Annotated in this window: 7 protein-coding genes; 5 read left to right on the forward strand and 2 right to left on the reverse strand. The window is 70.4% G+C overall.

Annotation, left to right across the window (positions count from 1 at the left end; all coding sequences use genetic code 11):
- A partial coding sequence (locus ACWDU1_RS03090; RefSeq protein WP_449995458.1) for a PadR family transcriptional regulator occupies positions 1–447 on the reverse strand: 447 nt, incomplete at its 3' end.
- Between the two features lie 109 nt (positions 448–556).
- On the opposite strand from ACWDU1_RS03090, the gene ACWDU1_RS03095 reads away from it, so the two are divergent.
- Positions 557–1,276, forward strand: coding sequence for a glyoxalase (locus tag ACWDU1_RS03095; protein WP_449995460.1), 720 nt, complete (start codon positions 557–559; stop codon positions 1,274–1,276).
- 13 nt (positions 1,277–1,289) lie between these two features.
- Here ACWDU1_RS03095 and ACWDU1_RS03100 read toward each other — a convergent pair whose 3' ends face one another.
- Complete coding sequence (locus tag ACWDU1_RS03100; protein WP_449995461.1) at positions 1,290–1,679, reverse strand: PPOX class F420-dependent oxidoreductase; 390 nt, start codon at positions 1,677–1,679, stop codon at positions 1,290–1,292.
- 98 nt (positions 1,680–1,777) lie between these two features.
- On the opposite strand from ACWDU1_RS03100, the gene ACWDU1_RS03105 reads away from it, so the two are divergent.
- From ACWDU1_RS03105 to ACWDU1_RS03120, 4 genes are all read left to right on the forward strand, one after another.
- On the forward strand, positions 1,778–3,376 hold the full coding sequence (locus ACWDU1_RS03105; RefSeq protein WP_449995463.1) for an amidohydrolase: 1,599 nt from the start codon (positions 1,778–1,780) through the stop codon (positions 3,374–3,376).
- A 124-nt stretch (positions 3,377–3,500) separates the two neighbouring features.
- A complete protein-coding gene (gene lnt, locus ACWDU1_RS03110) occupies positions 3,501–5,105 on the forward strand; it encodes an apolipoprotein N-acyltransferase (RefSeq protein WP_449995503.1) in 1,605 nt (534 codons plus the stop codon).
- Positions 5,106–5,487: 382 nt separating this feature from the next.
- On the forward strand, positions 5,488–19,047 hold the full coding sequence (locus ACWDU1_RS03115; RefSeq protein ID WP_449995465.1) for an amino acid adenylation domain-containing protein: 13,560 nt from the start codon (positions 5,488–5,490) through the stop codon (positions 19,045–19,047).
- Positions 19,044–20,033, forward strand: a complete 990-nt coding sequence (locus ACWDU1_RS03120) for an ATP-binding cassette domain-containing protein (protein WP_449995467.1) — start codon at positions 19,044–19,046, stop codon at positions 20,031–20,033. The genes ACWDU1_RS03115 and ACWDU1_RS03120 overlap by 4 nt, the downstream gene beginning before the upstream one ends.
- The last annotated feature ends 64 nt before the right edge of the window (positions 20,034–20,097 follow it).

Consider the following 20,097-nt stretch of genomic DNA (forward strand, 5'->3'; position numbering starts at 1 on the left):
GGTGGCGTGCGGGGTCTCGTAGCGGCCCGGGAAGTCGCCGATCATGCCGAGCAGTTCGTCGCGGATCCGGCCGCTGCGTGCGCGCTGCTCGGTCAATCTCGCGATCACCTCCGCGCGGGGCAGTGCGTCCATGAAAGCGATCCCGGCGCCGAGTTCTTCCATATCCACACTGGTCAGCGCCGTATCCATCCGCTCCCGGAATTCCGCTTCGCCCGCCGGGGTCAGTTCGAACAGGGTCCGGCCCGGACCGCGGTCGCCGCCCTCGGAGCCCAGCGTGCGCAGTTTGCCCTCCTGGGTGAGCTGCTTGATGGCGTGATAGATCGACCCCGGCTGCACATTGGTCCAGGTATTGGCTCGCCACGAGAGCAGTTCGCGGCGCACCGCGTAGCCGTGTGTCGGCTGCTGCCGCCGCGTCACCCCCAGTACCAGTAGCCGTACCGCCGACATCCACGCTCCTTGTCCTCGCTCCCCGGAACAGTACGGTACTCAAATTTGACTTCCTGGATCCGCGCCGCCTACCGTTCTGTAGTCAAATTTGATTATCGAGAGGGTTCTCATGGGCGATATCGCGGTCCCCGTCCTGCCGTCACGCGATCTGGACGTCACGCTCGATTTCTACGAGGCGCTGGGTTACGAGATCACCTACCGGCAGACCAAGCCCTACGTCTACGGTGCGATCAAAGCCCACGGTTGTGATCTCAACTTCACCGATCCGCAGGGGGAGGAGAGCAAAGAGGGGGTGGCGGGCTGCTTGGTGCTGGTGGACGATATCGCCGCCCGGCACCGGGCGTTCACCCTCGGGCTGCGGAAGCGCTTCGGCGCCATCCCGGCCAAGGGCTGCGGCCGCATCACCCGGTTCCGGCCGGGACAGACCCGGTTCAGCCTGATCGACCCGGATGGCAACTGGATCACCTATATAGAGAAGAGCGAACCGGAGGATCTCGAATACGGCGGCTCCGAGGAGCTGACGGGTCTGGCTCGGGTCCTGGACAACGCCCGGATCCTGCGTGATTTCAAAACCGACCACCGGGCGGCGGAGCGCGCGATCGAAGCGGGCCTGCACCGCTACGGCGCCGAAGCGAGCCGATCGGAGCTGGCCCGGGCCCATGCGGCGCTGGCGGAACTGGCCGTGGCGCTGGAGAATCCGGAGAAAGCGGACGAACGCCGCGCGGATCTGCGCGCCCTGGCGCTGACCGCGGACGAACGCGCCGCTCTCGCCGGTGAACTCGGCGCCGCCGACGAACTGGCCGAATGGCTGGGCGCGCCGGAGAGCTGAGACAGGCCGCCGGCTAGGCGGACTCGGCCGGGGTGAGTTCGACGCCCACGGTGCCGGACTTCCCCCGGCGCAGAGTGCTGCCCCAGACGATCAGCGGCCCGGCCAGCCGGTACTTGCGCCGGATCAGTGTGCGGACGTGCTCGCTGCCGGATTCGTCGAGGATCCGGCCGGTACCGCGGACGACCTCGCCGCGCGGATTGCCACGGTAATCGCAGGGCTGCATGGTCACTTCGGGATTGCGACGCAGCCGCTTCACCTTCCAGGAGTCGGTGACGGTCCAGACGTACACCTTGCCTTCCTCGGCCACCACCCACAGCGGTGTGGCCACCGGAGTGCCGTCCTTCCGGAACGTGGTGAGCAGGACGTAATCGGCGGAACCGACCGCACCGGGAGCATTGGTCATGCTGGCAGGGTAATTCGCGATCGCGCGGGAGGCGATCCGGCGGTAGTGCGCCCCACCGGCCGCACGGTCGCCGCGGCGGTGCGGCAGACTGGATCCCCGTGAGTACGCAGCTGCTGGTCGGAGGTCGGATCTACAGTGCGGCGGCGCCCGACGCCACCGCCATGGCGATCACCGACGGCGTGGTGGTCTGGCTCGGCGCCGATCATGTGGGGCGGGCGCTGCACCCCGACGCCGAGGTCCGCGACCTCGACGGCGCGTTCGTGACCCCGGCGTTCGTGGAACCGCATCTGCACACCACCGCCTACGGCCTGCAGCGGATGGGCCTGGACCTGTCCGGGGCCCGTTCGCTGCCGCACTGCCTGGAACTACTGGCGCGATTCGCCGCCGACCACCCCGACGGCGCGATCCTGGCCGACGGCTGGGATGAAACCCGCTGGCCGCAGCGTCGCCCGCCGACGGTCGAGGAAATAGATAACGCGGCCGGAGCCGGGCGGGTGGTGTATCTGGCCCGGGTGGACGCGCATTCGGCGGTCGGCTCCAGCGCCCTGCTCGACTCGGTACCGGAGCTGACCGCCACGTCCGGCTACCGGGCCGGGGAACCGGTCCGCGCGCGGGCCCACCATCTGGTGCGGGCCGCCGCCCGCGGTCTGCTCACCCGCGCGCAGCGCGACGCGGCCCGCCGCACCGCCCTGGACGCCGCGGCCGCGCACGGGGTGGCCGTCGTCCACGAATGCGCCGGACCGGAGATCGAGGGGGAGACCGATCTGCGGGAATTGCTCGTCTTCGAGCACGGCGTGCAGGTCCGCGCCTACTGGGGGCAGGCGGTCGGCAGCGCCGAGGAGGTCCAAGCGCTACTGGCCGGACTCGGGGCGCACGCGCTGGGCGGTGATCTGTTCGTCGACGGTTCGCTCGGTTCGCATACCGCCTGGCTGCGCGCCCCCTATGCCGACGACCCCGGTACCGGGGTGTCCTACCTCGACGCCGACGCGATCGCCGCGCACGTCCGAGCCTGCACCGAGGCCGGGATCCAGGCCGGATTCCACGCCATCGGGGACGCGGCCCTGGACGCGGTGGTCGCCGGATTCGGGCAGGTCGCCGCCGAACTCGGCGGCCCGGCCGTCGCGGCCCGCGGGCACCGGGTGGAACACGTGGAGTTGCTCGACTCCGCGCAGATCGAAGCCCTCGCGACCTGGGGTGTGATCGCCAGCGTGCAACCGGCTTTCGACCATGCCTGGGGCGGCGCCGAGGGTATGTACGCCGAACGTCTCGGTGTGGACCGAGCGAGCGCGTCGAACCCCTTCTCGGCCATGGCCTCGGCGGGGGTATCGCTGGCCATCGGCTCGGACGCGCCGGTCACCCCGCTGAATCCGTGGGCGGCGATACGGGCGGCCGTACATCACCGCACCGCCGGGCACGGCCTCTCGCCGCGGGCGGCGTTCGCCGCCGCGACCCGGGGCGCGTGGCGGGCAGGGGGCGTGCGCGACGGTGTCGCCGGGACGCTCGCGCCCGGGGCGCCCGCTTCCTACGCGGTGTGGGACGCCGCCGACCTCGTGGTCGGCGCACCGGCCGATTCCGTTCAGCGCTGGTCGACCGATCCGCGCTCGCGGGTTCCCGGGCTCCCGCCACTGACCCCCGGCACCGAATTGCCGCGTTGCCTGCGCACCGTGCACCGGGGCGCCACTCTCTACAGCGTATGAACCCCGCCCTCCGGTCCCGATCGGGACGCGACGACAGGATCTCCCAGTGAACGAGGCCGAGACACCGATCGCGTCGGTAGCTCCGGCGCCCGGCCGGCCCGCGCGGTTCTCCCATCACCCCGTGGTGCGACTGCTCGGCCGGCGGCCGGCGGTCACGCGCGCGGTGGCCGCGCTGGTCTCCGGCCTGCTGCTGTTCGGAAGTTTCCCGCCCCGGCCGTGGTGGTTCCTCGCACCGGCCGGAATCGCCGTGCTCACCCTCGTACTCCGCGCGGACGGCCGGTGGCGTTCGGGTTTCGGGTACGGCTTCCTGGCCGGGCTCGGCTTCTTCCTGCCGCTGCTGCCATGGACCGGGATCTATGTGGGCCCGCTGCCGTGGATCGCGCTCTCCACGGCGTGCGCCGTATATATAGGGCTCTTCGGGGTGCTGGTCCGGATCGTGGGCCGGCTGCCGGGCTGGCCGCTGTGGGTCGCGCTGGCCTGGTCCGCCGCCGAATGGGGCCGATCCGGTTTTCCGTTCGGCGGGTTCCCGTGGGGGCGGCTGGCGTTCGGCCAGGCGGACGGCTGGTTTCTGCCACTGGCATCGGTGGGTGGTGCGCCGCTGGTGAGTTTCGTGGTGGCGCTCAGCGGTGCCTGCGGGGCGGCCGTCCTGCTCGGCCTGTTCGGATTCCTCCGGACCGCCGGCGGCGACGCGGAAGCCACGGGCCGGTCGCGCCGCCGGATCGTGGCGGTCGCAGCCGCGACGCTCACCGCTGTGCTGCTGCCCCTGGCCGGCCTCGCCGTGCGGGCCACACTGCCGGGTCCGCTGGCGGGGGACAGCACCATCACGGTGGCGGCGATCCAGGGCAGCGTGCCGCGGCTGGGCCTGGATTTCAACGCCCAGCGCCGCGCCGTCCTCGACAATCACGTGCGCCGGACCGAACAACTCGCCGACGAGGTGGCGGCCGGCCGGTCTCCGGCCCCGGATCTCGTGGTCTGGCCGGAGAACTCCTCCGATATCGATCCCTTGCGCAACCCGGACGCCGCGGCGGTCATCACCCGCGCGGCGCAGCGGATCTCGGCACCGATTCTGGTGGGTGCGGTGCTGGTGAACGGCGATCGCACCACCACAAATTCCGTAATGGTCTGGACCGGCGACGACGGTCCCGGCGAGCGCCATGACAAAAAAATAGTACAACCTTTCGGCGAATATCTGCCGATGCGAGGATTTTTTCGGCTCTTTTCGGACTATGCGGACAGAGCGGGCTACTTCGTTCCGGGCCACGGTGACGGAACAATTCGGGCCTCGGGTACGGAAATCGGGGTGGCAACCTGCTACGAAGTAGCTTTCGATCGTGCTTTCCGGGATTCCATGCGCTCCGGCGCGCAATTACTGACGGTGCCGACCAACAACGCGACTTTCGGTGACAGCGAAATGACCTATCAGCAGCTCGCGATGTCCCGGGTCCGGGCCGTCGAACACGGCAGATCGCTGGTGGTGGCGGCGACCTCGGGGGTCAGCGCGATCATCGCGGCGGACGGGACGGTCCGGCAGCGCAGCGACCTCTTCGTGCCCGCCGCACTGGTGGCCGAGGTGCCGTTGCGGACCGCGAAAACGGTCGCGACGACCGCCGGTCCCTGGCCCGAGCTGGTCGCGGTGCTGGTGACGGCGGGTGCGGTGGGATACGCGCTGATGTCCCGGCGTAACGCCCGTCGCGCGGGCGGCGATGTCGAGGTATCCGTCCGGAACTGATCGCCGGCCGGTGTGACGGTCGCGCCGGCGCCCTCGGGCCCGGTGCGGAGTACCGCTGTGAGCCGGGTTTCCGGACGGTGAAACGGACGGTTTATTTTTCACCGCCGGAGGGTAAACACTCCGGCTCTTTGTGCGTAGGATCTAGGCAGCGCCCGGGCCGCCGGGTACGAAGTGAAGCGCTATTCCGCTACATCGCAGGACACCGCGCCGGAATTCGGACACCGTGGTCCGAAGGCTGCACCGGCTCCAGGTAACCATTCGGTTTCGACTGCAATCCATTCAAGGTGACGCTCCGAATAACCAGTCGTGAATCACACCCACGACCGGTATCGGCCGCTCGCGGGCTGTTCGGGGAGTGTCTAGCTGTAGAACGGAGTGATTGATGAGATCGTCGGCCACCGGGGTCGATAGCAATTCATCCGCAGAAGTTTCGGGCGATCCTTTTCCACTCACGCCGGCGCAGACAGCAATGTGGTACGCGCAGCGGATCCAGCCGGACATCCCGCTGGTTATTGCGGAATACGTGGAATTCCACGGTGAGCTGGACCCCGGGCTGCTGCTCTATGCGATCGAGCGCTTCGGGGTGGAGACCCAGGTGGGATTGCAGCGGATCGTGCAGGTCGACGGGGTGCCGCACCAGGTGATCGATCCGGCGGCGCGGCCCGGCTGGGCGCGCCTGGATCTGCGGTCCGAACCCGATCCGCATGCCGCGGCCCTGCGCTGGATGAAGGACGACGTCCGGACTCCGACCGATATCGATCACGACCCGCTCGTCTTCAACGCCGTACTGCGCACCGGCGACCGCGACTACATCTGGTACTCGCGGGCGCACCATATCGTCATCGACGGCTACGCGGCGATGAACGCGCTGGTCCGCACCGCGGAGATCTACACCGCCTACAGCGAATCCCGGGAGCCGTCCGTTTCGCGCGCCGCACCCCTGGCCGATCTCTACAGCGGCGAGATCGACTACCGCAACTCGCAACGTTTCGACACCGATGGCGAGTACTGGCGGGAGCTGCTCGCCGGTGCCGGCGACGTGGTGAGCCTGTCCACGGTCGCCAACCCCGCCGCCCCCGTGTCCGATACCGGCCGCCGGCTGGCGACCGCCACACTGGACGCCGCCACCGAATCCGCCGTGGCGGCCGCCGCGACCGCGCGTAACGCCTCGAACCCGGTACTGTTCGCCGCCGCCATGGCCTGCTACGTGCGGGCGATGACCGGGGAGAACGATGTGGTGCTGAGCCTGCCGGTCTCCGCGCGCACCACCGTGCCGCTGCGCCGATCCGCGGGTGTGGTGTCCAATGTCGTCCCCCTGCGGATCCGATTCGACGGGTCCACGACGGTCTCCGATGTGGTGCGCGCGGTGGAGCGGCAGGTCACCGGCGCGCTGCGGCATCAGCGCTACCGGCACGACGATATCCGCCGCGACTGCGGCTACGACCGCGACACCCGCGGTTTCTTCGGCCCGATGATCAACATCATGCTGTTCAGCAAACCGCTGCGGTTCGCCGATCTGGATGTCACGGCCCATGTACTGGCCACCGGCCCCGTCGAGGACCTGTCGGTCAATCTCTACAACGCCGACGGCGGGCCGATGCACCTCGATTTCGAGGCGAATCCGCTGCTGTACACCGACGACGAGATAGCCGCGCATCACCGCCGGCTGCTCGGGTTCCTCGACCGCTTCCTGAGTGCCGCCGACGACACCCGCGTCGGCGTGATCCCCGTGCTCACCGACGGCGAACGCCGGCAGGTGCTCGACACCTGGAACGACACCGCAGCCGTGGTCGAACCCGGCACGCTGGCCGGTATCTTCGCCGATCGCGCGCGGCGCTGCCCCGACGCCGTGGCCGTGGAGTTCGAGGACGAGACCCTCACCTACCGCGAACTCGACGAACGGGCCAACCGGCTGGCCCGGCTCCTCATCACCGAGGGGGCGGGTCCCGAACGCGTGGTGGCGCTGTGCCTGCGCCGCGGGCTCGACCTGGTGACGGCCATGTACGCGGTGGTCAAAACCGGCGCCGCGTACCTGCCGCTGGATCCGGATCATCCGGTGGGACGGCTGGAAGGGATCGTGGACCGGGCCCGGCCGGTGGTACTGCTGACGGCCGCGCGTCACGGACTCGAACCACCGTCGAATATCGAATGCCTGGCGGTGGACACCGCCGACCTCGCGCGGCTGGATCCGGCCCCGGTCACCGACGCCGACCGGATCACCCCGCTGCGGCCCGACCACCTGGCGTATCTGCTGTTCACCTCCGGATCCACGGGCACCCCGAAGGGCGTGGGCGTCACCCACCGGGCGATCGTGAACCGGTTGCGCTGGATGCAGCACGAGTACGGCCTGGACGCCAACGATACGGTGCTGCAGAAGACCCCCGCCACCTTCGATGTCTCGGTATGGGAGTTCTTCTGGCCCTTGCAGACCGGCGCCCGGCTGGTGGTGGCGCGGCCCGAAGGGCACCGCGATCCCGCGTACCTGGCCGCCCTCATCAGGGAAAAGAACGTCACCACAGCGCATTTCGTGCCCTCCATGCTCTCCGTGTTCGTCACCGAGACCGAGGTGGGCGGATGCGTATCGCTGCGCCGGGTCTTCTGCAGCGGCGAGGCGCTGCCGCCCGCGACGGTGCGCGACTTCCACACCGCGCTACCGCAACCCCGGCTGCACAATCTGTACGGGCCGACCGAGGCCGCCGTCGACGTCACCTACTGGCCCTGCCCGGCCGATCCGGACAGTGTGCCGATCGGCTCGCCGGTATGGAACACCCGCACCTATGTGCTCGACGCCGCCCTGCGCCCCGTGCCCCCGGGGGCGGTCGGCGAACTGTATCTGGCCGGAGTGCAGCTGGCCCGCGGCTATCTCGGCCAGGCCACGCTCACCGCGGACCGCTTCGTCGCCGATCCGTTCACCCCGGGACAGCGGATGTACCGGACCGGCGATCTGGCCCGCTGGCGGCCCGCCGCCGCGGACGCCCGCCGGGGCGTCCTGGACTATCTGGGACGCACCGACTTCCAGGTGAAGATCCGCGGGCTGCGCATCGAACTCGGTGAGATCGAATCGGTACTGCTGGCCGATCCGCGGATCGCCCGCGCGGTCTGCGTGGCACAGCGCACCCCCGCCGGTGACCGTCTGGCCGCGTACGTGGTACCCCGGGGCGATACCGCGCCGGACACCGATTCGCTGCGTTCGCATCTGGCCCGGGCCCTGCCCGCGTACATGATCCCGGATACCGTGACCGTGCTGGCCGAATTGCCGCTCAACAGCAACGGCAAGATCGACCGGGCCGCGCTCCCGGCGCCCGTCGTCGGCGGCCCCCGGACCCGCACGGCGCCCCGGACGGAAGTAGAAGAGGCGCTGGCCGCCATCTTCGCCGAACTGCTGGGTGTCGAGGAGGTCGGCATCGAGGACGGTTTCTTCGAACTCGGCGGTAATTCGCTGGTCGCCGCGCGTGCCGTGGCGCGGATCAACAACGCGCTGGGTACCGCGCTGACCATCCGTGATCTGTTCGAGGCCGGCACCATCGCCGAACTGACCGAACGGTTCACGGTGAGCGAACCGGATCTCGCCTCGCCGCAACTGGTGCCGATGACCCGGCCGGACCGGATTCCGCTGTCGCCGGCCCAGCAGCGGCTGTGGATCCTCAACCGGTTCGCCGAACACGCCGCCGCCTACAACATGCCCCTTGCCGTCCAACTCGACGGCAATCTCGATCTCGGCGCACTCGACGCCGGCCTGCGCGATGTGCTGGAGCGGCACGAGAGCCTGCGTACGACGTTCCCGGATCTCGGCGCGGGACCGCAGCAGCTGATCCACCCGATGACGGACGTGCCGCTGACACTGGAACCGGTCGAGATCGCCGCCGGTGATGTCACCGGGCGTGCCGCCGAATTCGTCTCGCGGCCCTTCGATCTGCGGACGGAGTTCCCGTTCCGGATCGCGCTGTACCGCACCGATACCGATTGCCATGTCCTGGTGCTGGTCCTGCACCATATCTGCGGTGACGGCTGGTCGATCGCGCCGCTGGCCCGCGATCTCACCGGTGCGGTCGCGGCGCGGGCCGCGGGCCGGGCGCCGGGCTGGTCGCCGCTGCCGGTGCAGTACGCCGATTTCGCGCTGTGGCAGCGCGAACTGCTCGGCGAGGAATCCGACCCGGCCAGCGCGCTGAGCCGGCAGGTGATCCACTGGCGGGCCGAACTGGCCGGCCTGCCCGATCAACTCGACCTCCCGCTGGACCGTCCGCGTCCCGCGCGGCGCTCCACCGAGGGGGGCCGGGTCGCGTTCACCATCCCGGCCGGAACCCGCCGGGCCGCCGCCGAACTCGCCGCCGCGCGCGGGGCGAGCATGTTCATGGTGGTGCATGCCGCGCTGGCCACCCTGCTGGCCCGGATCTGCGGTAGCACCGATATCGTCATCGGCACGCCCATCGCGGGCCGCACCGATCCCGCGCTCGACGAACTCGTCGGCATGTTCGTCAACACCTTGGTCCTGCGGACCGAAGTGGATCCGGCCGCCGATTTCGACCGGATGCTCGATATCGTCCGGGAAACCGATCTCAACGCGTTCGCCAACGCCGATGTGCCGTTCGAGCGGTTGGTGGACGTGGTGAACCCGGAACGCTCGGGTGCCCGGCATCCGCTGTTCCAGGTGATGCTCTCCTACGACAACGCCGGCGAACTGGACCTGGACCTGCCCGGTGTGCGCACCGAAATCCTGCCGCCGGCCGACGACGTCGCCAAGTTCGATCTGCAGCTCGAAGTACACGACGACAATTCCGGTGGCGATCTGCGCGCCGAATTCGGTTATGCCACCGATGTTTTCGACGAACGGACCGTCGCCGCCATCGCCCGGCGCTTCGTCACCGTGCTCGAAGCGGTGGTGGGCGCGCCGGGGCTCCCGGTCGGCGATATCGATGTCCTGGACCGGCGCGAACAGGGCAATCTGGTCCCGCTGGCGGGTGGTCCCGCCGAGCCGCCGGTCTCCCTGCCGGAACTGCTGCACCGGTCCGCGGTCCGCGACCCCGACGGTATCGCGGTGCGCTGGCGCGGACGCGACACCACCTACCGGGAACTCGACGAACGGGCCAACCGCCTCGCGCGGCTGCTCATCACCCGTGGCGCCGGGCCCGAGTCGGTGGTCGCGGTGGCGCTGCCGCGCGGACTGGACGCGCTCACCGCGATCTGGGCGATCGCGAAAACCGGTGCCGCCTATGTTCCGGTCGATCCGGGCTATCCGCGTGACCGGATCGCGCATATGCTCACCGATTCCGGTGCGCGCCTGGGTATCACCGGGCCCGGCCGACCGGCGGCGCTACCCGAACAGGCCGTCCAGACCTGGCTGGTGCCGGGCTCGCCGGAGTTCGAATCGGCGTGTGCCGCCCAACCGGCCGCCCCGATCACCGATGCGGACCGGATCCGGCCGCTGCGCATCACCCACCCCGCCTACCTGATCTACACCTCCGGTTCCACCGGAACGCCGAAGGCCGTGGTCGTGACCCATGCCGGGCTGGCGTCGTTCGCCGCCGAACAGTGCTATCTGTTCGGCGTCACACCGGCCTCGCGCACCCTGCATTTCTCCTCGCCGAGCTTCGACGCCTCGGTGCTGGAACTGCTGCTCGGTTTCGCCTGCGGCGCGACGGTGGTGATCGCGCCGCCCGATATCTACGGCGGCGCCGAACTGGCCGATCTGCTGCGGAACGAGCGCGTCACCCATGCCTTCGTCACCCCCGCCGCGCTCGCCACCGTCGATCCGGCCGGTCTGGACCGGTTGCAGACGGTGCTGGTCGGCGGCGAGGCCTGCGGGCCCGAACTCGTCGCCACCTGGTCGGCCCGGTACCGCATGCACAATATGTACGGGCCGTCCGAGGCAACCGTGGCCGCCACCATGTCCGGGCCGATGCGCTCCGGGCGCCCGGTCCCGCTCGGCCATCCGGTCCGCGGCATGCGGCTGTTCATTCTCGACTCCCGGTTGCGCCCCGTCCCGCCCGGCACTCCCGGCGAGCTCTACCTCTCGGGGCCGGGCCTGGCCCGCGGGTACCACGGCCGCCACGGCCTGACCGCCGCCCGTTTCGCGGCCAACCCGTACGGCCGCCGCGGCGAACGGATGTACCGGACCGGAGATCTGGTGGTGGCCGACCGGGCCGGCCGGCTCCGGTTCCTCGGTCGCGCCGACGACCAGGTGAAACTGCGGGGCTTCCGGATCGAGCTGTCCGAGATCGACCATGTTCTGCGCACCCATCCCGGGGTTCGGTCCGCGTTGACCGTGGTGCACACCGATACCCGGGGACACCAGCGGCTGGCCGCCTATCTCGTCGCGGATTCCGATATCGATCCGGCCGCGGTCCGGGCCACCGTCCGTGGCCGGCTGCCGGGATACATGGTTCCCGACGCGGTGACCCGGCTGCCGGAATTCCCGACCGCCCCCTCGGGCAAACTCGATCGCAAAGCGCTGCCGGAACCGGATTTCGTGGCCACCACCGCGGCTTCCCGGCCGCCCGCGACCGACGCCGAACGCCGGGTCGCCGAGATCTTCGGTGAGATTCTGGGGCGCGAGGTCGCCGGGGCCGAGGACGGGTTCTTCGATCTGGGTGGTAACTCGCTGCTGGCGACGCGGCTGGTCGGCGAGCTGTACGAGCGGTTCGGCGTCGATCTGCCGGTGCGCACGGTGTTCGAGGCGCCGACCGTGGCCACCCTCACCGAACACCTCGTCCGGACACCGGTCACCGTCCGGGTGCCGCTGACGGCCCGCGACCCGCGGCCGGACCGGCTGCCGCTGTCGCTGCCGCAACAGCGGTTGTGGTTCCTGAACCGGTTCGCACCCGAATCCAGTGCGTACAACATCGCGTTCGTACTCGATATCGAGGGTGCGCTGGATGTGCCCGCGCTGCGGGCGGCCCTGGGCGACCTGGTGGAGCGGCACGAGGTACTGCGGACGGTCTACCCCGACGACGGGGCCGGGGCACAACAGCGGATCCTGCCCGCGGCCTGGGCGCTGCCCACCGTGGAACAGCGCGACGCCACGCCCGAGGAGGCCGAAGCGCAGCTGAACGCCTGCGCCACCACCGGATTCGACCTCACCGCCGGCGGCCCGCTACGCGCCGTGCTGCTGCGCACCGGGCCGGACCGGTACCGGCTCGGCGTGGTCGTGCACCATATCGCCGCCGACGGCTGGTCGCTGGCTCCGCTCACCCGCGACCTCGCGGTCGCCTACGGGGCGCGAGCCGCCGGGATCGCACCCGAGTGGACACCGCTCGAGGTCCAGTACGCCGACTTCGGGCTGTGGCAGCGTGAACATCTCGGCACCGATACCGATCCCGGCAGTCTCGCGGCGCGCCAGCTCGGATACTGGCGTGAGCGACTGGCGGGGCTCCCGGAGGAACTGCCGCTGCCCTACGACCGGCCGCGTCCCGCCGACCCGCGGCAGACCGCGGCCACGGTGCGACGTACCGTCCCGGAACCCGTGCGGCAGGCGCTCACGGCTCTCGCCCACAGCCACGGGGTGAGCGCCTTCATGGTGATGCGGTCCGCGCTGGCGGTACTGCTGCGGTCGGTGACCGGTGGTCGCGATATCGCCATCGGCACCCCGGTGGCCGGGCGGACCGATCGCCGGCTCGCGGATCTGGTGGGAATGTTCGTCAACACCCTGGTACTGCGCTCCGACGTGGATCCGGCCCGGCCGTTCGCCGAACTGCTGCTGGCCGACCGCGATACCGAACTCGGTGCGCTGGCCCACGCCGATATTCCCTTCGAACAGGTCGTGGGCGCACTCGGCAGCGATCCGCGCGCCACCGGCCGCCATCCGCTGTTCCAGGTGGCTCTCACGGTGGCCGATACCGCGGTCCCACCGCTGGAACTGCCGGGTCTGACCGTCGCGGCGGCGCCGCTGGATATCGCCCGCGCCAAATTCGACCTGGAACTGCGGGCCGGTGAGCTCGGCGGCGGCGAACTCGAATTCGTCTACGCCGACGAATTGTTCGACGAGGCGACCATGGCGACCCTGGCCGACCGGTTCCTCCGGGTACTCGCCGCGATCGCCGCCGATCCCGCGGTTGCGGTGGGCGATATCGATACCCGCACCGATACCGAACGTGCCACGCTCAGCCCGGCACGCGGGCCCGCCCACGGTATTCCGCGCACGCTCGCCGCGCTCTTCGGTTCGGCCGTGCTCGCCCACGGTGCCCGGCCCGCGCTGCACGCCGATGACACCGTCCTCACCTACGCCGAACTGGACCGCCGGGCAAACCGGCTGGCACGTGCGCTGATCCGGCGCGGCCTGGGCACCGGGGACAAGGTGGCGCTGGGGCTCACCCGGTCCGCCGATTCGGTGACCGCCATGCTCGGTATCGCCAAGACCGGCGCGGCGTTCGTCCCCGTGGACCCGAACTATCCGCCGGAGCGGGTGAAACATATGCTCGCCGACTCCGGTTGCGCCTTCGGCATCACCCGGACCGGTCACGCCGACCGGCTGCGCGCCGCCGGCGGCGAGGGGATCGAATGGCTCCTGCTCGACACGCCCGCCGGCAACCGGGAGATCGCGGGATCGGCGCCGGAGCCGGTCACCGACCGCGACCGGGTGCGCCCGCTGCGGATCGGTGATACCGCGTATCTGATCTACACCTCCGGGTCCACCGGCACCCCCAAGGGAGTCACCGCGACCCACGGTGCGCTCGCCGATCTCGCCGACGAGTTCCGGGACCGGCTCGCCGTGCACCCCGCCGCGCGGACGCTGCACTTCTCCTCACCGAGCTTCGACGCGGCGATCCTGGACCTGCTGCTGGCGATCGGCGCGGGTGCGGCGATGGTCATCGTCCCGCCCGAGGTGTACGGCGGTGAGGAACTGGCCGAGCTCATGACCCGCGCCGAGGTCACCCACACCTTCATCACGCCGGCCGCGCTGGCCACCATCGACCGGTCCCGGTGGCCGCTGCCGCGGTTGAAGGCGCTGATGGTCGGCGGCGAGCATCTCGGCCCCGAACTGGTGGCCCGGTGGGCGCCCGGCCGCCGGATGTTCAACGCCTACGGGCCCACCGAGACCACCGTGGTGGTCTCGGTGACCCCGGTGGCCGTCGACCGGCCCGCCGGATTGGGTGGCCTGATCCGCGGCACCCGGGCCCTGGTGCTCGACGAACGGTTGCGGCCGGTGCCGGCCGGGGTCCCCGGCGAGCTCTACCTGGGCGGACCGGGTCTGGCCCGCGGCTATCACCAGCGGTTCGGGCTCACGGCGTCGCGATTCGTGGCCGACCCGTACGGCCCGGCCGGCGCCCGGATGTACCGCACCGGCGATGTGGTGCGCTGGACCGCCGAGGGCGATCTGCGCTATCTCGGCCGCAGCGACAACCAGGTGAAGATCCGTGGCTTCCGGATCGAGCTCGGTGAGATCACCGCCGCGCTCACCGCGCATCCGGCGATCCACTTCGCCCATACCGAGGTGCGCGCTATCGGCGGCGCCGACCGGCTGGTGGCCTATGTCCGGGCCACCGATCCCGGTGCCGCGCCGGAACCGGAGGAACTGCGCGACCATCTGGCCCAGCGCGTACCCCGGCATATGGTCCCGTCGGCATTCACCTTCCTCGACGAGATCCCGCTCACCCCGGTCGGCAAGCTCGATATCGCCGCCCTGCCCGAACCGCGGGCGCTGCCCGCCGCCACGACCGGCCGCGCTCCGGAGACCGCCACCGAGCGCCTGGTCGCGTCGGTGATGGGCGAACTGGCCGGGACCGCGGTGGCCGATGTGCACGAGAGCTTCTTCGATATCGGCGGGAACTCGCTGCTGGCCACTCAGCTGGTGGGCCGGCTGGCCGCCGCCACCGGCGCGCGGATCGCGGTCCGCACGGTGTTCGCCGCGCCGACGGTCGCGGAACTCGCGGCACTGCTGGACGGCGGGACCGACGGTACGGCCGGCCCCGCGCTGGTGCGCCGCGATCGTCCGGAGCGGATTCCGCTCTCCCCGGCCCAGCAGCGGCTGTGGTTCCTGGAGCGCTTCGGCGGTTCGGATGTCACGGAGGCCGCCGGCGGTGCGTACAACGTGCCGATGGTGCTCCGGTTGCGCGGCCCGCTCGACCGGGCCGCCCTGACCACCGCGCTGCACCGGGTGCAGGAACGGCACGAGACCCTGCGGACGGTGTTCCCGGAGGCCGGCGGCGAACCGGTCCAGCGGGTGCTCCCGGCCGCCGAGGCCGCCGTCACCGTGCACAGTCCCGTATCCGGAGCGGACGATCTGCACGGCGCCATCGCGCGGTTCATCGCTCCCGGCTTCGATCTGGCCACCGAGATACCGCTGCGCGCGGCACTTTTCACCGTCGCGCCCGATGAGCACATCCTGGTGCTGGTCGTCCATCACATCGCGATGGACGGCTGGTCACTGGGACCGCTGGCGGCCGAGGTGGCCGGCGCCTATCGCGCCGTCCGGCTCGGTGCGGAGCCGGACGACGACGGCGACCGGTTGCAGTACATCGACTACACCCTGTGGCAGCGCGAGATGCTCGGTGACGAGGACGATCCCGCGTCCTCGATCCGCGGCCAGCTCGACTACTGGCGTGAAGCCCTCGACGGGCTGCCCGAATTGCTCGCGGTGCCCGCCGACCGGCCACGACCGCCGGTGCCGTCCTATCGTGGCGGCACGGTGCAGGAGCGGCTCGGCGCCGATGTGCATCGGGAACTGAAGGATCTCGCCGCGCGCCACAACGTCAGTCTCTTCATGGTGTTGCACGCCGCGCTGGCGGTACTGCTGCACCGGGTCACCGGGTCCGGCGATATCGCCGTGGGCACCGCGGTGGCCGGGCGCGGCCGGCCGGAACTGGACCGGATGATCGGTATGTTCGTCAACACCCTGGTGTTGCGGACGCCGGTCGGGTCCGGTGAGCGGTTCACCGATCTGCTCGACACCGTGCGCGGCGCCGACCTCGACGCGTTCGGGCACGCCGAGTTGCCGTTCGAGCGGTTGGTGGAGGTGCTGAACCCGGCACGGTCGCGATCGCACCATCCGCTGTTCCAGATCATGCTCTCGGTGCACGACGAACCGGTGCGGGCGCTGGACCTACCGGGCCTGAGCATCGAAGCACTGGATATCGACCCGGGTATCGCGAAATTCGATCTCCAGTTCACCCTCACCGAATGCCATACCGGCGACCGGACACCGGACGGCATCACCCTGTCGGTGAACTATGCCGCCGATCTGTTCGACGAACCGACCGCGGCGCGGCTGGGACGCCGTCTCATCCGGCTGCTCGGCGCGATCGCCGCCGACCCGGCCGTTCCGGTCGGCGACCTCGAACTGCTCGAACCGGCCGAATGGTCGGCGCTGGCACCGCTGCGCCGGGCCGATCCGGATAATCCGGTCACGCTCCCGGAGGTCTTCGACGCGGCGGCCGCCGTCGACCGGCGCGCGGTGGCCCTGGCCGCGGCCGGTGTCGAGGTCACCTACGACGCACTCGACCGCTGGAGCAACCGGCTGGCGCGGGTGCTGATGGCGCACGGGGTCGGACCGGAAAATCTTGTGGCCCTGGGCATTCCGCGCACCATCGAATCGGTGGCGACCGTGCTCGCGGTGACCAAGACCGGCGCGGCCTTCGTACCGGTGGATCCCGGTTACCCGGCGGCCCGGATCACCCATATGCTGGCCGATTCCGGGGCGGCCCTGGGGCTCACCCTCGCCGAATATCGCGATCTGCTGCCGGGTGACTGCCGCTGGCTGGCACTCGACGTTCCGGAGGTCCGCGAGCAGGTCCTGGCCGCGTCGAGCGCGCCGATCACCGATACCGAACGGACCGCGCCGCTGCGGATGGACAACCCGGCCTATGTGGTCTACACATCCGGGTCCACCGGAACCCCGAAGGGCGTGGTCGTCACCCACCGGGGCCTGTCCAATTTCGCCGCGGAGACGGCGCAGCGATTCGATGTCCGCCCGGGCAGCCGGGTGCTGCATTTCGCGACACCGAGTTTCGACGCCGCGATGCTGGATCTGCTGTTCGCGCTGGGTGGTGCGGGCACCCTGGTCCTGACCCCGCCCGGCGTGGTCGGCGGCGCGGAACTGGCGCGGGTGCTGACCGCCGAGCGGATCACGCACGCCTTCATCACGACGGCGGCCCTGGCCACCGTGGATCCCGAGGGCATCACCGATTTCCAGCATGTGCTGGTGGGTGGCGAAGCGTTGCCCGCGGAGGTCGTCGCCCGGTGGGCGCCGGGACGCGATCTGCACAATGTGTACGGCCCCACCGAGACCACCATCGTGACGGTCATGTCGGCGCCGCTGACTCCGGGCGGGCCGATACCCATCGGTGAACCGATCCGGGGTGTCGCCGCCATAGTGCTCGATTCCCGGCTGCGGCCCGCACCGCTCGGGGTGACCGGCGAGCTTTTCCTGGCCGGTGGCGCGCTGGCGCGTGGATACCACGACCGGCCGGGGCTCACCGCGCAACGGTTCGTGGCCAATCCGTTCGGGAAACCGGGTGAGCGGATGTACCGGACCGGCGATCTGGTGCGGATCGGCACCAGCGCCGACGGCGGGCCGGGCGATATCGAATACGTCGGCCGGACCGATCACCAGGTGAAAATCCGCGGTTTCCGGATCGAACTGGGTGAGATCGACGCCGCGCTCGGCCGGCATCCGGCGGTGGAGTTCTCGCTCACCATCGGACACCGGACCGCCGCGGGCGCCACCGCGCTGGTGTCGTATGTGAAACCCGGGTCCGCGACCACGCCGGCCGCATTGACCGAACACCTGTCCGGACTTGTGCCCAATTACATGGTCCCGCAGTCGATCATGATCATCGACCGGCTGCCGCTGAACCCGGTCGGCAAACTCGATCGCGCCGCACTACCCGAACCGGTGTTCGGCGGGGCGGCGGGCTACCGGGCGCCGGACGGGCCGCTGGAAACCGCGCTGTGCGAGATCTTCGCGGACGTCCTCGAAGTGGAGCGGGTCGGCGCCGGTGACGGCTTCTTCGATCTCGGCGGTAATTCCCTGCTCGCGACGAAGGTGGTCGCGCGGGCGCGCGAAGCCGGACTCGACCTGCCGATGCAGCTGCTGTTCGGCGAATCCACCCCCGCCGCGCTCGCCGCGCGGCTGGGCGACGGAACCGCCGCCGACGCGATGGATCTCGCCCTGGCCCCGCTGCTGCCGCTGCGCCCGGCCACCGGTTCCGGCCGGCCACCGCTGTTCTGCGTCCATCCGGCGATCGGGTTGTCCTGGTGCTACGCCGGGCTGCTCGCCGAACTTCCCGCCGACCGCCCGGTCTACGGGTTGCAGGCGCCGCAGGCCACCGGCGACCCCGGGTACGGGTCGATCACCGAGGCCGCCGAACACTATGTGGCCCGGATTCGGGAGGTGCAGCCGCACGGGCCCTATCATCTGCTCGGCTGGTCGCTCGGGGGCCTGATCGCACACGAGATCGCCGTCCGGTTGCAGGCCGCGGGGGAGCGGGTCGCGCTTCTCGGGATGCTGGACAGCTACCGGCTCTCCGACGATCTCGCCGCCGACGCAGTGCCCGGTATCGGTGAGATCCTCGGCGAGTTCGGCGGCGAACTCGCGGTCGAGGGCCCGGAACCGACCCTGGCCGAGGCCGCCGAACTGCTGCGGTCGCGTCCCGGCCCGTTCCAGGCACTCACCCTGGAGCATCTGGAACGCCTGTACGCCGGCTACGCCGACGGGACGGTCCAGGCCAACGGATTCCGGCCGGGGGTGTTCGACGGCGATCTGCTGTTCTTCGCGGCCGGTACCGACCCGGTCAACCTGGCCGCTCCGGACCGCCGGCCCGACGCCTGGCGGGAGTTCGTCACCGGTGCGGTGCGCGCGCACGAACTGGCGTGCACCCACGCGGAGATGACGACCGCCGAATCGCTGGCCGTGATCGGTCCCGTTCTGCTCGAACACCTGCGTGCGGCCGAGGACTCCGCGCCCGCGCGGTCACAACCCGGTATCGAAACGAAGGAGAATGCTCGGTGAACCCCGCGGTGCAGATCACCGGTCTGGTGAAGATATACGGCCGGACCCGGGTGCTGGACGAGGTCGATCTCGAAATACCCGCGGGTACCGTGATGGGCCTGCTCGGGCCCAACGGCGCGGGTAAGACGACCGCTGTCCGTATCGTCACCACACTGTTGAAGCCGAACGCCGGATCCGTGCAGGTCGCCGGTGTCGATGTGCTGCACGATCCGGCCGGGGCGCGGCGCCTGATCGGCGTGTCGGGCCAGTACGCCGCGGTGGATGCCAATCTCACCGGTTACGAGAATCTACGGATGGTTTCGCGGCTCTACGGGATGTCGCGGGAGAGTTCGGCGGCGCGCGCCCGGGAACTGCTGCGCGATTTCGGGCTCGAGGAGGCGGCCGACCGCCGCGCCGGAACCTATTCCGGTGGTATGACCCGTCGTCTCGATCTGGCCGGGGCGCTGGTGGCCCGGCCGCCCGTGGTCGTCCTCGACGAACCGACCACCGGACTGGATCCGCGGGCCCGCAACGATATGTGGCGGGTGATCGCCGAACTCGTCCGTGACGGGACGACGGTGCTGCTCACCACCCAGTATCTGGAAGAGGCCGATCGGCTGGCCGACGAGATCACGGTGATCGACAAGGGCCGGGTCATCGCCCGCGGGTCGGCCGACGAGCTGAAATCCTCCATCGGCGGCGACCGTCTCACCGTCACTTTGACACCCGGCGACGATCCGGCGACCGCCCTGCGGATCCTCGGCGAGATCGGAATCGGCGAGGCCGCGCACGAAGCGAGCGTCGACGAGGTGTCGGTGGTGGTCGGCGACGGCTCCCGCACCATGGTCGAGGCGCTGCGCCGGCTCGACGACGCCGATGTGCACGTCGTCGACGCGCGGGTGCACCGCCCCAGCCTCGACGATGTTTTCCTGTCCATCACCGGCACTCCGGCGGTGCCGGACACCGAGCCGGAAACCCACGAGGCACCCGAGGAGATCATGTCGTGAGCACCGCAGAAGCCGCGGTCGATCAAGTGGACGCCGAAGCCGGAGGCAAGGGGGCGACGGAAGT

Source organism: Nocardia sp. NPDC003345, assembly GCF_053589395.1.

What these genes read in the sequence shown, in the direction of transcription:
- ACWDU1_RS03095 (WP_449995460.1), top strand. Translation starts at nt 557, where the DNA reads ATGGGCGATATCGCGGTCCCCGTCCTGCCGTCACGCGATCTGGACGTC.
- ACWDU1_RS03100 (WP_449995461.1), bottom strand. Translation starts at nt 1,679, where the DNA reads ATGACCAATGCTCCCGGTGCGGTCGGTTCCGCCGATTACGTCCTGCTC.
- ACWDU1_RS03115 (WP_449995465.1), top strand. Translation starts at nt 5,488, where the DNA reads ATGAGATCGTCGGCCACCGGGGTCGATAGCAATTCATCCGCAGAAGTT.